Source organism: Pseudomonas sp. TE3552, from assembly GCF_056278945.1.
In genome coordinates this window covers 14240-28440 of record NZ_JBWBQJ010000001.1, presented here as the reverse complement: position 1 = coordinate 28440, position 14201 = coordinate 14240, and the positions used below count along the sequence as shown (strand labels likewise).

Here is a 14201-nt window from a genome sequence, read left to right as displayed (position 1 = left end):
CGAGACATGTTGCTTCCGACCCGTAGGAGCGAGGCTTGCCCGCGAAAAACGATGACGCGGTGATTCAGGCAAACGGCATAACGGCCTTCGCGGGCAAGCCTCGCTCCTACAGGTGCAGCAGTGTTACGCTTTTTTGGTTCTCGGCAGGAAGATCGCCAACACCCCAAGCAACGGCAAGAACGAACACAGCAAGTACACGTACTCAATGCCATGGATATCCGCCAGATGCCCGAGCAACGCGGCGCCAATCCCGCCGAAGCCGAACATCAGGCCGAAGAACACCCCGGCAATCATCCCGACATTCCCCGGCACCAGTTCCTGCGCATACACCACGATGGCCGAGAATGCCGAGGCTAGGATGAAGCCGATCACTACGCTCAGAATACTGGTCCAGAATAGATCGACGTGGGGCAGGATCAGGGTGAACGGTGCGACGCCCAGGATCGAGAACCAGATCACCGCCTTGCGCCCGATTTTGTCGCCGATCGGTCCGCCGAAGAAAGTCCCCGCCGCTACCGCACCGAGAAACAGGAACAGATGCAGCTGCGAGCTGGCCACCGACAGGTCGAATTTCTCGATCAGGTAGAACGTGAAGTAACTGGTGAAACTGGCCATGTAGAAATACTTGGAGAACACCAGCAAGCCGAGTACCACCAACGCACTGATCACCCGGCCTTTAGATAAACCGTGCGTCGCTGCCTGACCTTGTTTGAGTTTGAACAGATTCAAGTGATTGGCGTACCAGCGACTGATCCGGTACAGCACGAACAAGGCAAACAACGCAAACAGTCCGAACCAGGCCACATTGCCCTGGCCGTAGGGAATGATGATCGCTGCAGCCAACAACGGCCCGAAGGCCGAGCCCGCGTTACCGCCGACCTGAAACGTCGACTGCGCCAAGCCAAAGCGGCCACCCGAAGCCAGTCGCGCCACGCGAGAAGCTTCCGGGTGAAAGGTCGAGGAGCCGATACCGATCAACCCCGCCGCCAGCAGAATCATCGGGAAGCTGCCGACCACCGACATCATCAGAATGCCAATCAATGTGCAGACAGTGCCGGCCGGCAATAACCATGGCTTGGGATGGCGATCCGTGTGGTAACCGACCCACGGCTGCAACAGCGAGGCCGTCAGTTGAAAGGTCAGGGTGATCAGGCCGACCTGGGTGAAAGTCAGGCCATAGCTGGCCTTGAGCATCGGATAGATCGACGGCAGCACCGCCTGAATCAGGTCGTTGATCAAATGCGCCAGCGCCACCGCGCCGATGATACGCATGACCAGCGGACTGCTTTGTGAAGTGGCGGGCGTCTGTGTCGCGGCGGACTGAACGTTGCTGATGGCCATGAGAGTTTCCGTACTGCGGATGGGTGCGCACTGGCAGGTCGGTCAATGTGCCATTTTTCGGTGCAGGTACGCCATCCCCTTAGCCTGCTAACGACCTCGAAAAAAGGTGATAGCGCAAAGCCATGGTCTGAATCTTGCCTTGTTTATTCGCTTCAACGCGGCCCCTTACAAAGGGGACCGAGAATGGGAAGTTTCGCTACAGAGTCGGCCTACAGAGCTGACCAAGGTGAACTTTCGAGGCCTTTTAGAAGGGCACAAGTCGCGGTCGCAATGACCTCGACGCACGCCAATGGTGCGTGGTGTCCAGAGGAGTCATGGGGCATGCAGGCTTTTTTATCACCGGGGATCGGGCTGCTGGGGCGTTTCGGCTTCGCGCGCAAATTTCAGCTGCTGTTTCTGCTGTTTATCCTGCCACTGGCAGGCAGCCTGTGGATGATTGGCCAGGACTATCGTGACAAGTTGAGCCTGATCTCCGGCGAACGCGCCGGGGTTCGTCAATTACTGGCCCTCGATGCACTCGACAACCTGCTCGCCGCCCAGCGCGACCGCGCCGCTCGCTGGCGTGCCACCGAAACCAATCGCCAACCGACACCTGCGACTATCGCGGCGATGGCTGCGTTCGACGCGGTTCAACCGGCCGTCGCCCAAGCCACCACGGACCTGGGCAATACGCTGAAAAACGAAGGCGCCGAGGGCGCAACCCTCACCCGCTATCAAGCCCTGCAAACCGCCCTCACCGGCCTGGATTCGAAAAGCCTCAGCAGCGTCGGTTGGTGGCCGGATGGTTACGATCGGTTCACCAATGCCTTGACTGCCCTGCAAGCGTTGCGCGAACAAATCGCGATGGACAATCGCCTGACTCTCGCGCCATGGCTGGAAACCTGGCTGCTGACGCAGATCTCCACTCAGCATGCACCGGACCTGATCGAACGGGTCGGCCGCCTCACCGCGGTCGGCCAAGCGTCGGTGGTGTCCGGGCAGTTCACCCTGCAAAGCCGTCTGCAACTGCGGGACCTGCGCAGCCGCATCGGCGATGCCCGGGAGCAGCTTGTTAAAACGGCTGGCCTGCTGGAAGCGCGTCTGCCCAGCGCCTTGCAAACCTGGGCCGGGCAGTACCACGATAGCCTCAAGCATCTGGATGCCGGTTTGAAAGTGCTGGACGATGGCGTCTTCGGCGGCAGCATCAACCTCAAGCCGGAAGACTTCGAACGCAGCCTCGACGCCCTGCTCGGCGACCTCGCCTCGCTGCGTCAGCAATCGCTGGTTTCGCTGGATCAACGGCTGGATTATTACCACGGCTCGGCCATCCGCCAGTTCATCCTGGTGGCGACAGTTTTTGGCTGCCTGCTACTGGCTGCACTGTACCTGTTCATCTGTTTGCAGGCCTCGATCCGTCGCAGCGCCAGCGGCATCACGCTGCTGGCCGAAGCACTGCGTGACGGCAACCTGAGCCTGCAAGTACCAGTGCAGGGTCGCGACGAACTGGCGGCGATCAGCACCGCACTCAATGTCGCCGTGGTGCAACTGCGCAACAGCCTGCTGGGGGTCGATCATGAAACCCTGCAGTTGAGCAACGCAGTACGCGCCCTTAATGATCATTCCAGCGGTGCCCTCGGCGAAGTCGAGGCTCAGCAACTGCAGATCAGCCAGATCGCTGCGGCGGCCACGCAACTGGCAGCCACCTCGCAAGGGGTCGCCCAGAGCTGCGAACAGGCGTCAGGCAGCGCCCAGCACACCCAGCGCATTGCGGCCGACAGCAGCCGCGACAGCCAACGCACGACGGCGAGTATTCAGCAGCTCAATCAGCGCTTGAACGACACTGCGGCGGCACTGGGTCGGGTCAGCGAGCAAGGGCAACAGATTCAATTGGTGGTCGATACCATTCGCGGCGTGGCCGAGCAGACCAACCTGCTGGCTCTCAACGCCGCCATCGAGGCCGCACGGGCTGGCGAGCAAGGTCGCGGCTTTGCCGTGGTGGCCGATGAAGTGCGCAGCCTGTCGCAACGCACCCAATCCTCCACCGCGCAAATCGCCGGCACTGTCGACAGCTTGCGCAGCACCGTTAACGAAGCGGTGAGCTTGATGGAAGCCGCCTGCGGCCAGGCACAATCGGATGCGCAAGCTGTCACAGGTCTCGGCGAGCGCCTGGGAGAAATCGCCAGCGCGGTGCAGAGCGTAACCGACACCCTGGCGCAGATCGCCACCGCCGTCGAAGAACAAGCGAGCACTGCCGATGAAGTCAGCGGCAACATCCAGCAAGTCGATCAGGCTGCGGTACGCTTGCTTGAAGGCGCGCGAGCGGTGAACCTGGCCGCAGACAGCTTGAGCCAGGGCAGCAAGGCCTTGAGTGCGAATACAGGGAGATTTCAGCTCGGTTGATGCCCTTCCCTGACCCGTTTTTTCGGGTCAGCGGGATAAGCGGTTGAAAGTGTGGAGAAATATTTTAGATTTACGCTTGACGCATCTTCATTCCAGGTGAATAATGCGCGCCACTTGGCTACATAGCTCAGTTGGTTAGAGCATAGCATTCATAATGCTGGGGTCCGGGGTTCAAGTCCCTGTGTAGCCACCAAGTACTAAAAACGGCTTACCGAAAGGTAGGCCGTTTTTTTATGCCTCGAGAAAAGTTTCGGCCCTCATCCCTGAATTGCGTATCACGCCCTCGGCCGATAAAGTCCTCAGACCTTTTATCCCATGGACGGAGTGCCCCGCGTGTTCTCAGCCTTCCACTTGAGCCTCTCTCGCCTGTCAGCCCTTTCGCTGATTGCCAGCGCTTTTACCCTCGCCGCGTGTAATGCCCCGCCCTCTTCACCTTCGGTCTCGACCCTGCCGGTCGCGCCGGAAATCGCTTCTGGTTATCGCACCGACCTGCAGACCCGGCACGCCTCCAGGCATATGGCTGCCGCCGCCAACCCGCTGGCTGCCGAAGCCGGGCGGGAGATGCTGCGTAACGGCGGCTCGGCGATTGATGCGGCCATTGCCATGCAAGCGGTGTTGACGCTGGTCGAGCCGCAATCGTCGGGTATCGGCGGTGGCGCGTTGATTGTGCTGTGGGATGGCAAAGCTGTGCGCACCTACGACGGTCGCGAAACCGCTCCGGCCGGTGCCACCGAGAAACTGTTCCTGCAAGCTGACGGCACACCGATGCCGTTCACCCAGGCGCAGATTGGCGGGCGTTCGGTGGGTACACCGGGTGTGTTGCGGGCGCTGGAGCTGGCCCATCAGAAGCACGGTCGCCTGCCGTGGGCGACCCTGTTCGAACCCGCCATCAAACTCGCGGAACAAGGCTTCGCCCTCTCGCCACGCCTGCATCAAATGATCGCGGCGGATTCGTTCATACCGCGCTCACCCGACATGGCCGCCTACTTTCTGAATGCCGATGGCAGCCCGAAAGCCGTCGGTACGCAGCTGAAAAATCCGGCACTCGCCGCGGTATTCAAGCGCATCGCCAAGGAAGGTCCCGACGCGCTGTACAAAGGCCCTATCGCACAAGAGATCGTCGCCAAGGTTCAGGGCCACACTAACCCTGGCAGCCTGTCTCTGAACGACCTGCAAGGCTACAAGGCCAAGGAACGCGCGCCGCTGTGCACCGACTACAAGCGCTGGCAGGTCTGCGGCATGCCGCCACCGTCGTCGGGCGGGATCGCCGTGGCGCAAATCCTCGGCACCTTGCAAGCCCTGGAAACTCGCGACCCGCGCTTTGCCTTGGCGCCGCTCAAACCGGTCAAGACCAGTAAACCGGCAGGCATCGAACCGGTCCCTGAAGCCGTGCACCTGATCGCCGACGCCGAGCGCCTGGCTTACGCCGACCGCGCGCAATACGTCGCCGACACTGACTTCGTACCCGTGCCGGTAAAAGGTCTGATCGACCCGACTTATCTGGCCAGCCGCGCCACCTTGATGGGTGACCGCAGTATGGGCCTGGCCAAACCCGGCACTCCGCCGGGCATTCAGGTTGCCTATGCGCCGGACCGCTCGCCGCTGCGCATCTCCACCTCGCAAGTGGTGGCGGTCGATGACGAGGGCGGCGCCGTGTCCATGACCACCACCGTGGAAGCAGCATTTGGCTCACACCTGATGGTCCAGGGCTTTATGCTCAACAACCAGATGACCGACTTCTCCTTCATCCCCGAGGAGCACGGGCAAAAGGTCGCCAACCGGGTCGAGCCCGGCAAACGCCCACGCTCGTCCATGGCGCCAACGCTGATCTTCGACCGCCAGAGCGGCGAGTTCCTGGCCACCATCGGCTCCCCTGGTGGCTCGCAGATCATCGAATACGTCGCCAAATCCACTATCGCTCTGCTCGACTGGAATCTCGACCCGCAAGCGGCCATCAGCCTGCCCAACTTCGGCAGCCGCAATGGCCCGACCGAACTGGAACAGGGGCAGTTCAGCCCGACGCTGGTTCAGGCGCTAAAGGACAAAGGGCACAGCGTGAACGAGATCGACATGACCAGCGGGACTCAAGCGATTGTCCGGGTCAAGGATACGCAGGGCAAAGCGGCATTGGCCGGCGGGGCCGACCCACGGCGTGAGGGGGAAGCATTGGGGGATTGAGTCGTACGCAGAAATGAGGAAAGGCTTACCGGGAGGTAGGCCTTTTTTGATTGGAGAAGAATCCAGATCAAGTTCCTCGCGTAGCCTTTTCCTACCCTCAAATTGCTACCTCTTGGATAGGGTATGGAAACCGTTTTTATCTCGAAAACCTTGTTAATCTCAAGGCACACTTTGCCACCGCCAGCATTCTCAAAAGCCGCAGAGTCGTGTTCAACATCAAGGGCAATGACTTTCGGTTAGTAGTCGCGGTGGCCTATCGTTTCGGCGCTGTATACATAAAATTTGTCGGCACCCACAAGCAATACGATGGGATCGACGCTGATACCATCGAAATGGAATAACCCATGAACATTCATCCGATTCACACCGACGAGGACTACCGTGTAGCCCTCAAAAACGTATCGGCACTATTCGACAATGAGCCTGAGCCGGGAACCCCCGAAGGCGATTACTTCGACATCATGATTACCCTCATCGAGGCCTATGAGTCGAAGCAGTTTCCGGTCGACCTACCCACTCCGATCGACGCGATCAAATTTCGTATGGAGCACTCCGGTCTGTCCGCCGCTGATCTGGCACCAGCCATTGGCCGGACAAACCGGGTTTATGAAGTACTCAACGGTAAGCGTGCGTTGACGCTTCCGATGATCTGGAAGCTTCACGATCTATTTGGGATACCAGCCGAAAGTCTGATAAAGCCAGTGAAGCAGGCCTGATTTTTTAGGGTTACGAAGCGGATTCAGGGCATCAAGTCGATAGTTGGTTGGCAAACTGCCCAACCGCGTTCACCACTTTCTGCGCACCGTCCTGGATCTCGACGATCACCGTGCCCGCCTCCGCCGCCAGCGCCAGGCCTTGTTCAGCCTGCAGTTTGCCGTCAGTCATGAGGGCCACGGCGTTGCGCGCCATGTCCTGGTTCTGACGCACGACGCCGACAATTTCATCGGTCGCCTGGCTGGTGCGCGAGGCTAATTGCCGGACTTCGTCCGCCACCACGGCAAACCCGCGCCCCTGTTCACCGGCACGCGCCGCTTCGATGGCCGCGTTGAGCGCCAGCAAGTTGGTCTGCTCGGCGATGCCGCTGATGGTTTTGACGATGGTGCCGATCACCAGCGATTGCTCGTTCAGTGCTTCGATGCCTTCGCCGGCGGTTTGCATGTGTTTGGCCAGGTCACGCATCACGTCTACAGCTTGGGTCACCACGGCAGTTCCGCGCTGTGCACTCTGGTCGGTTTGCTGAGAAGTGCTGTAGGCAATGTTGGCCGCCTCGGCGACAGCCTGCTCCTGATTGACCTGATCGGTAACCACCGTGGCGAACTTCACCACTTTGTAGAGTTTGTTGTTGGCGTCGGCCACCGGGTTGTAGGAAGCCTCCAGCCAGACCACGCGACCGTGGCTGTCGACGCGTTTGAAACGATCAGCGACGAACTCGCCGGCGTTCAGGCGACGCCAGAAGTTCTGATAATCGGCACTGTTGTATTCCTCTGGCTCGCAGAAGGTACGGTGATGTTTACCCTGGATCTGCGCCAGACTGTAACCCATGCCACTGAGGAAGCGGTCGTTGGCTGTCAGCACGTTACCATTGAGATCGAACTCGATGACCGCCGTCGAGCGCACCAGCGCACCGATCAGGTTTTCATGCTCACGAGATGCCTCGATGGTACGGGTCAGGTCGCTGGAGTAAATCGAGAAGTTCTTGATCCGGCCGTCCGAGGACCGCACCGGTTGCATGATCGAACGCAACCAGGCTTCGGCACCGTTGCCACGCAACAAACGGACCGCGCCGGCAAAGTGTTCGCCACGGCCCAGCGCGGCCTTGAAGCGGTGATGGAATTCATCCGACTTCACGTGGACCGGGACAAGGTCTTCGATGTGACGGCCGATCAGGTCGTTGCTTTTGTAGAGCATCTCGCCGATGAAGTTTTGGTTGACCGATTGAATTCGCCCATCGGGGTCGAGGGTCAGGACCAGCATCTCGCTTTCCAGGCTCTCCTTGACTTGCAGAAGGCTGGAGAGTTCTTCGCGAAGAGCCGACAGCTCCTGCTTCAAGCGTTTATTGAACATGGGAAAGCACCGATGGACAGAGATAAAAAGCGGCTTACAGCCTAGCCATCGGCTTTGCGGGTATTTTCTGAAGAGAGTTTTCAGAGTTGTCCTACAAAAATAGTCGCGGCACAAACAGCCTCATGCCGCGCCAGCTACCGAACAGCGTCCGACTCTCGGCATTCGCGCACCGAAATACACCGCGCTGCTGATGCCCACGGCCCCCATCACCGCGCAGAAGATCACACAAATCCACGGACTCCACGGCATCAGACCGATCAACAGCAGCGGTGTGACACTCGCCCAGGCGGCGTAGGCAATGTTGTAGGTGAAGGAAATCCCCGATACACGAATCCGCGCCGGAAACAGGCTGACCATCACTGACGGCACTGCGCCGACTACCCCGCAACCGAGGCCGGCCACTGCATAAGCCAGGCCGAGCCACTGGCCTTCGATGATCAGGCAGGTGTAGAGCACGCCGATGCCCAGGGGCAGCAGCAGGCTATACAGCATTACCGTGCGCCAGGCGCCGATGCGGTCGACGAGCAGCCCGGCGAGTACGCAGCCGATGTTCAGAAAGACGATGCCCAAGGCACTCAGGGCGAAGGTGTGGCTGGCGCTCATGCCGAAGGTTTTCTGCATCATGGTCGGGGTAATGACCACAAACACCACCACGGCCGAGGTCAGCACGCAGGTAAGGATCATCGCCGGCAGCATCGCCAGGCGGTGCTCCCGAAGGACCGTGCGTAGCGGCAGTTCGACAGCCGCCTCGCGCTGGGCCTGCATCGCCATGAACACTGGGGTTTCGCTGAGCCAGCGGCGCAGCCAGACACCGATGACGCCAAACACACCGCCCAGCAGAAACGGGTAGCGCCAGGCGTAATCAAGGATTTCCGTCGGGGTGAATACCTGAGCCAGAAAGGTCGCCGTCAAAGCGCCGATCAGGTAACCGAAAGTCAGCCCTGCCTGCAGGAAACCGAGGGCATAACCGCGATGCCCGACCGGTGCGTGTTCGGCGACGAATACCCAGGCGCTCGGCACTTCACCACCCACCGCAGCGCCTTGCAGGACCCTCAGGGCCAACAGCAACAGCGGTGCGAAATAGCCGATCTGGGCGTAGGTCGGCATGATCCCGATCAGCAGGCATGGCAACGCCATCATCAGGATGCTCAGGCTGAAAACCTTCTTTCGCCCCAGTCGATCGGCGAAATGCGCCATCAGGATTCCACCCAACGGACGCGCCAGGTAGCCGGTGACGAAAATCCCGAAGCTTTGCAGCAGGCGCAGCCATTCGGGCATTTCGGGTGGGAAGAACAATTGGCTGAGGGTCAGCGCGAAAAATACGAAAATGATGAAGTCGTAGATTTCCAGCGCGCCACCAAGGGCTGCAAGCCCCAGGGTCTTGTAGTCCGAGCGGGTGAAGGGCGCCGGGCGCGCGTCGGTGTTGGCAGTCATGGCAAAGAACTCTGGCAGGCAAAAAACCAAGGCGCCCATGGTCTACGCAAATGCGCCTGTGGACAACCCATCAGACCCTGGTCCCAAACACCCAAAACAACGTCAGCACTGGCCCCCTCTTCCATCCCTCACAGCCAGCGCCCCGACGAAAGATGCTTTCGCGGATGAAGGATGCTCTCAGGCTGGCGATCTTTTCATGTGGGTACTAGACCGTTCGACACAAGTAGTTTCAGTATGTACTCGCCCCGCCTCCGAGGGCTCACGCTGAAAAGGATCTGAGCATGTTAAAACTCGCAGGACTCACCCTGGCCGCACTCACCCTGAGTACCGCCGTCCACGCCGATGTCGATCTGAATCTGGGCAGTACGGAACGCGTCACCCGTCTCTTCTCCTACCCCAACAACTGCAACGTCATCTGCTATCGCAACTGGACGCTGGAGCAGACCGTCGAGCATTACCTGACCCAAAGCGTACAGCGCGATGGCTACAAAACCGCAAAAGTGCTGGTAAAAACCGACAACAATCAGCTCTACGCCAATATCAGCGGCGTACCCAAAGGCTATGACAAGCCACTGACCGCATTGCTCAAGGCCGGGGATTTGGCCTACAACGGCGCCAGCAAACTGAACGCCGATGGTAAATGGACCTTTAGCTGGTACCTGTTCCTGCCGCTGGGCATGGCGCTGGAAAACCGCAAAAGCGTCGAACTGCTGCACTTCCCCCCGGATTATTCCCTGACCCAGGCCCAGGACTACCTGGAGTCCAAGACCACCGACCGCTGGGCCGCGCTGCTGACGAACAACGGCATTCCCGCCGACCAGACGCCGGCCTATCAGACCATCATCGACATCGCGCCGATTGCCGCGCCGTCCAGCGCCGGCAAGGATCTGGAAGGCGTCTACGGCTACTTCCAGGACTACCAGACCACCATGGTCAAGGAAGTCAGCCAGAACGCCAAAGGCGCAGCATTGCCAATGGTCGCCTTTGGTTCACCGGTGCGTAACTGGATCAAGCAACAATACGGACAGACCGTGGACGTGCTGGGCCTGGCAACCATCATCCCGAGCAAGGGTGTGGCGGTCCCCGTACTGGGTTCCAACCACCCGAGCTACATCTGGTACGCCGCCGACCCCGCAGCCTATAGCGGTGACGATGCGCAGGCCAAGGCCGACGCCGCGGGGCTGAAAGTCATGGGGCAGGATTTGAGCGCCGCGTGCTGGCAGGCCGGGATGGGCAGCAAACCGGGCACTGACCCTACCGTCCAGCTGAAAAGCTGTACTCAGACCTGGCAAGTGACCCAGAAAGAAAAAACCTGCGAACTGTTTTACACCTCGATCCGCAACCTGACGCCTGAACAGGCCGTGGTCAAGTGTTCGACAGCGCAGGTCAAATCTCAGCTGAAACAGTTGAAGATCCCGGCCCTTGTGACCTCCTCCGCCCCTGCTCCACACTTGTAAAACGTTAAAGCTCTTTCTCGCGTGAGCCATGGCTCACGCGAGAAAGAGCTTTTTTCGCCTGTCATATCTGACAGTAGATCAATTGTTTCATTTGCGAGAGGCTTGGGGCACACCCATGTGCTGCAGGGCTGACAGGATGTCAGTAGACGGCGGTCGTAGCACTCGACTGACAAGGATTGTTATGAGAGCCCATGCAGAACAAGCAATACCCCCACCACCATCAAATGGCATCTATCCGTTTGTAGAATTGCCCCTTCGTCTTGGGTTCCCCTCCAAAGACGACTTTGAAATCATCGACAACGCTCAGGGGGCGGCAATGGCTGTCGTGGCACTGCGCGAGTTCCCGCGCATCAGCCGAATCTGCCGGGTTTCCGGACATTTGCTGCCCTATCGCTGCCGACACACTCGGCAACTGGCTCCAGGAATCCACCTCTACGATCCGCGCTTCTGCGGTCTGCTGAGCCACTCCTGCGACCCCAACGTCTTTCTCGACATGAGCGAGCTGTGGTTATGGGCACTCAAGGACATCAAAAAAGGTGATCGACTGACGATGGATTTCGCCGCGACAGAAGACAAACTGCAGCGCCAGTTCGCCTGCCACTGCGGTTGTCCCTGCTGCCGTGGCTGGATTATCGGCTATGACGAGTCGCCGAACGCCAATGGAGAACGGTTTTTCCAACACTGGCGTCGACGAAGTCTGCGCTGAAAGCGTTCTTACAACGCTTCGACCGGACGCAGGCGATATTGCGGCGGCAATTGCTCGAAACCGCTGATGGTAGCGTTCAGGCTTTTCCAGCGACCGTCCTTGATGCCATAGATGCAGCCGTGGATCGACAGGCTCTGCCCGCGATGCCAGGCGTTTTGCACAATGCTGGTGTGACCGACGTTGGCCACTTGCTGGATCACGTTGAGCTCGCAGAGGCGGTCGACCCGTTCTTCTTCGGTGGGCAACTTGGCCAGTTCGTCGCGTTTTTCATAATAGAGATCGCGAATCGAGCGAAGCCAGCCGTCGATCAGACCCAACTGACGATCCTGCATCGAGGCGCGTACACCGCCGCAGCCATAGTGGCCGGTCACCAGAATGTGTTTGACCTTGAGCACATCGACCGCGTACTGAATCACTGACAGGCAGTTGAGGTCAGTATGCAGCACCACGTTGGCCACGTTACGGTGGACGAACAGATCGCCCGGCAGCATGCCGACGATCTCGTTGGCTGGCACGCGCGCATCGGAACAGCCGATCCACAGGTATTCCGGGGTTTGCTGACGGGCTAGCTTGGCGAAGAAATCAGGATCTTCCTGCTTGATCGCATCGGCCCAGCGCTCGTTGTTATCAATCAGATCTTGTAAGTCGTTCATGCAATGAAGCCTCGAGAATGATGCGCTGGTTTGACAGACAACCGCCTGTCGGGGTCACGCGCGAGATGCAGATACCCGGAGTCCATGCCGGCGGAATTCTCAGGAGTACAATAGGGTCAATGGTAGTAGGGCCTACAGTATGAGGAATTGCCATGACTGATTCACGACGTTCGTTCGAGGCGGCACAACCCGAACCTGTCGACGACGATGAAGACCGCACGGGTTCAGTGCCTGAGCTGGACTTCAACGAAGAAGAATCCGGCACCAGAATCGGCGATCTGATCCCCGAACGCGAGCGTGCGCAAAAAATCCCCGACGAGCGCGTCCGTGAGGCCGGTATGACCGGGGCCTCGACCGATGACCACGAGTCCACCGACGATGACATGAGCCCGGAAAACCTGATCCGTGAAGACGGCGCACGAGATGCCCATGAAGCGGGTGAAGGCGAACAGGCCGATTGGGACTTGAGCATTGTCGATGAAGACGACATCGGCGGGGGTAATGGCCTGGATGAGGCGGAATTGGCGCAGCGCGACCCTGTCGATGGCAAGCGTTGATCTACAGCGCCTGACAGACCGCCTTCGCGGGCAAGCCTCGCTCAGAGGTCGCACAAGCCCCAAGGAGCGAGGCTTGCCCGCGAAGCTTTTAAAGGGGATCAGTCAACCAAGGTGCAGGCCATGACGACAGCATCTTCGCGCCCACCAACGGCCGGGTAGTAATCCCGTCGACGCCCAACCTCGTTGAACCCATACCGCTCATACAACCGAAACGCCGCCCGGTTGCTGTCGCGCACTTCCAGAAAACATTCCCGCGCCTCTGCCTTATAGGCAATCGACATCAAATGCTCCAGCAGCGTCAAACCCAGGCCTCGGCCCTGATTTTCCGGCTTGACGGTGATGTTCAGCAAATGGGCTTCGTCGAGAATGATCTGCACCACGCCATGACCGACCTGTTGCTGACCTTCGAACATCAGCCAGATCTGGTATTTGCCCAGGCCATCGAGAAAAATCCCGCGGGTCCAGGGATGACTGTAGGCCGCATATTCGATTTTCAGTACAGCGTCCAGGTCCGCCTCGGTCATTGGGCGGAACGATACAGCGTCACTCATTCGATTCTTTCCAACGCGCCATTAGCCGACGCATGGCTTGCCAGACATCAGCCTTACGCTGTGGCTCTTCCATTAATAACTCCAGACCCGGCAGGGCCCAGACCGAACCCAGGCCTTCGACCTGAAGTTCACGGTTGAAGGATTCGGCGTTCGCCTCACCGGCAAAACGCACGGCCGGCAGGCCGATCAGCCACAGGCAGACGCATGGAGCGTCTTCCAGGCGGGCCGCCAGAAAACCTTGCACGAAATCCCGGGCCGCCTCCGGCCCCTGATCCATCGTCCCGCGAGCCAGCAGCGGCCAACGCACCGGCTCGCCGACGATCTGCGGGCTGTCCGGCAGACCGGCGGCGCGTAACATGTCCTTGAGCAACAGATAGGCAGGATCGCGGGTCTGGAAGGTTTCGCCTGTGGGTAACTCCACCAGCAGCAGGCAGCGACCGGCCCGCAACAATTGCAAGGCGAATCGCGGTGGCGGCACGATCGGCGCCTTGACCGCGACAGGCGCCACTTCTTCTTCGACCTTGGCGTTCGTGCGCGTGCTGGCCAACGATGGCCGTGGCACTTCGATTTTCACCCGTTCGGCCGGTTTGACCGCAGGTTCCACGGGCGTCTGTACCACCGGAGCAGGCGCAACCGGGGCGACGACCAATGGCTTGGGCATCTCCAGCAGTTCGGGGCGCGAGGGCGCGGCAAAGGGCAATTCGGTGCGCGGCAGCCAGTTGACCACCTGCATGGCGGTCAAATAAGCGCGGCGACGGGACTCGATAAGCAAAGGTCGGCCACTTGTGGATAACTAAAGTGCGTTGATTCTACCGCCCTTCGCTCAAGATCGCCCGCGCTTGATCGATAGAAAGCCAACTGTCCGTCCCGAGAGTGAATCG

General features: G+C 59.6%; 12 protein-coding genes, 1 tRNA gene and 2 pseudogenes. 8 read left to right on the top strand and 7 right to left on the bottom strand.

All coding sequences use genetic code 11. The annotated features are described in order from the left end of the window. Positions 1-123: 123 nt before the first annotated feature. Positions 124-1341, bottom strand: a complete 1218-nt coding sequence (locus ACZ9BB_RS00130) for an MFS transporter (protein WP_476212027.1) — start codon at positions 1339-1341, stop codon at positions 124-126. A 321-nt stretch (positions 1342-1662) separates the two neighbouring features. Between ACZ9BB_RS00130 and ACZ9BB_RS00125 the strand changes: the two genes are divergently transcribed. From ACZ9BB_RS00125 to ACZ9BB_RS00105, 5 genes are all read left to right on the top strand, one after another. Next, on the top strand, positions 1663-3720 hold the full coding sequence (locus tag ACZ9BB_RS00125) for a methyl-accepting chemotaxis protein (protein ID WP_476212026.1): 2058 nt from the start codon (positions 1663-1665) through the stop codon (positions 3718-3720). Positions 3721-3836: 116 nt separating this feature from the next. Further along, positions 3837-3913, top strand: a tRNA-Met gene (locus ACZ9BB_RS00120). 140 nt (positions 3914-4053) lie between these two features. Next, positions 4054-5898, top strand: a complete 1845-nt coding sequence (gene ggt, locus ACZ9BB_RS00115) for a gamma-glutamyltransferase (protein ID WP_476212025.1) — start codon at positions 4054-4056, stop codon at positions 5896-5898. Between the two features lie 116 nt (positions 5899-6014). Further along, positions 6015-6239, top strand: coding sequence for a type II toxin-antitoxin system HigB family toxin (locus ACZ9BB_RS00110; RefSeq protein WP_476218153.1), 225 nt, complete (start codon positions 6015-6017; stop codon positions 6237-6239). A gap of 3 nt (positions 6240-6242) precedes the next feature. After that, positions 6243-6614 (top strand): helix-turn-helix domain-containing protein, encoded by a 372-nt coding sequence (locus ACZ9BB_RS00105; protein ID WP_476212024.1) that lies wholly within the window; start codon positions 6243-6245, stop codon positions 6612-6614. A gap of 31 nt (positions 6615-6645) precedes the next feature. On the opposite strand, the pseudogene ACZ9BB_RS00100 reads toward ACZ9BB_RS00105, so the two are convergent. The 3 genes and pseudogenes from ACZ9BB_RS00100 to ACZ9BB_RS00090 all read right to left on the bottom strand — a co-directional run. Continuing rightward, positions 6646-7083: pseudogene (locus ACZ9BB_RS00100) on the bottom strand (methyl-accepting chemotaxis protein); the annotation flags it as partial. 150 nt (positions 7084-7233) lie between these two features. After that, positions 7234-7872, bottom strand: a pseudogene (locus ACZ9BB_RS00095) (PAS domain-containing protein); the annotation flags it as partial. A 210-nt stretch (positions 7873-8082) separates the two neighbouring features. Continuing rightward, on the bottom strand, positions 8083-9396 hold the full coding sequence (locus ACZ9BB_RS00090; protein ID WP_476212023.1) for an MFS transporter: 1314 nt from the start codon (positions 9394-9396) through the stop codon (positions 8083-8085). Between the two features lie 281 nt (positions 9397-9677). On the opposite strand from ACZ9BB_RS00090, the gene ACZ9BB_RS00085 reads away from it, so the two are divergent. Both ACZ9BB_RS00085 and ACZ9BB_RS00080 read left to right on the top strand, forming a co-directional pair. Continuing rightward, positions 9678-10853: a hypothetical protein gene (locus ACZ9BB_RS00085; protein ID WP_476212022.1), complete on the top strand. Its 1176-nt coding sequence runs from the start codon at positions 9678-9680 to the stop codon at positions 10851-10853. A gap of 181 nt (positions 10854-11034) precedes the next feature. Then, positions 11035-11559, top strand: coding sequence for an SET domain-containing protein-lysine N-methyltransferase (locus tag ACZ9BB_RS00080; RefSeq protein WP_476212021.1), 525 nt, complete (start codon positions 11035-11037; stop codon positions 11557-11559). A gap of 8 nt (positions 11560-11567) precedes the next feature. Here ACZ9BB_RS00080 and can read toward each other — a convergent pair whose 3' ends face one another. Continuing rightward, positions 11568-12212: a carbonate dehydratase gene (can, locus tag ACZ9BB_RS00075; protein WP_476212020.1), complete on the bottom strand. Its 645-nt coding sequence runs from the start codon at positions 12210-12212 to the stop codon at positions 11568-11570. Positions 12213-12364: 152 nt separating this feature from the next. Here can and ACZ9BB_RS00070 point away from each other — a divergent pair, with 152 nt between their 5' ends. Further along, positions 12365-12769, top strand: coding sequence for a serine kinase/phosphatase (locus ACZ9BB_RS00070; RefSeq protein WP_476212019.1), 405 nt, complete (start codon positions 12365-12367; stop codon positions 12767-12769). A 98-nt stretch (positions 12770-12867) separates the two neighbouring features. Here ACZ9BB_RS00070 and rimI read toward each other — a convergent pair whose 3' ends face one another. Then, positions 12868-13320: a ribosomal protein S18-alanine N-acetyltransferase gene (gene rimI / locus ACZ9BB_RS00065; RefSeq protein WP_476212018.1), complete on the bottom strand. Its 453-nt coding sequence runs from the start codon at positions 13318-13320 to the stop codon at positions 12868-12870. Further along, on the bottom strand, positions 13313-14053 hold the full coding sequence (locus tag ACZ9BB_RS00060) for an energy transducer TonB (protein ID WP_476218151.1): 741 nt from the start codon (positions 14051-14053) through the stop codon (positions 13313-13315). The genes rimI and ACZ9BB_RS00060 overlap by 8 nt, the downstream gene beginning before the upstream one ends. Positions 14054-14201 lie beyond the last annotated feature (148 nt).

Coding starts and splice junctions, on each gene's coding strand:
- can (WP_476212020.1), bottom strand. CDS start 12,212: ATGAACGACTTACAAGATCTGATTGATAACAACGAGCGCTGGGCCGAT.
- rimI (WP_476212018.1), bottom strand. CDS start 13,320: ATGAGTGACGCTGTATCGTTCCGCCCAATGACCGAGGCGGACCTGGAC.
- ACZ9BB_RS00085 (WP_476212022.1), top strand. CDS start 9,678: ATGTTAAAACTCGCAGGACTCACCCTGGCCGCACTCACCCTGAGTACC.
- ACZ9BB_RS00090 (WP_476212023.1), bottom strand. CDS start 9,396: ATGACTGCCAACACCGACGCGCGCCCGGCGCCCTTCACCCGCTCGGAC.
- ACZ9BB_RS00060 (WP_476218151.1), bottom strand. CDS start 14,053: ATGCAGGTGGTCAACTGGCTGCCGCGCACCGAATTGCCCTTTGCCGCG.
- ACZ9BB_RS00130 (WP_476212027.1), bottom strand. CDS start 1,341: ATGGCCATCAGCAACGTTCAGTCCGCCGCGACACAGACGCCCGCCACT.
- ACZ9BB_RS00105 (WP_476212024.1), top strand. CDS start 6,243: ATGAACATTCATCCGATTCACACCGACGAGGACTACCGTGTAGCCCTC.
- ACZ9BB_RS00125 (WP_476212026.1), top strand. CDS start 1,663: ATGCAGGCTTTTTTATCACCGGGGATCGGGCTGCTGGGGCGTTTCGGC.
- ACZ9BB_RS00070 (WP_476212019.1), top strand. CDS start 12,365: ATGACTGATTCACGACGTTCGTTCGAGGCGGCACAACCCGAACCTGTC.
- ACZ9BB_RS00080 (WP_476212021.1), top strand. CDS start 11,035: ATGAGAGCCCATGCAGAACAAGCAATACCCCCACCACCATCAAATGGC.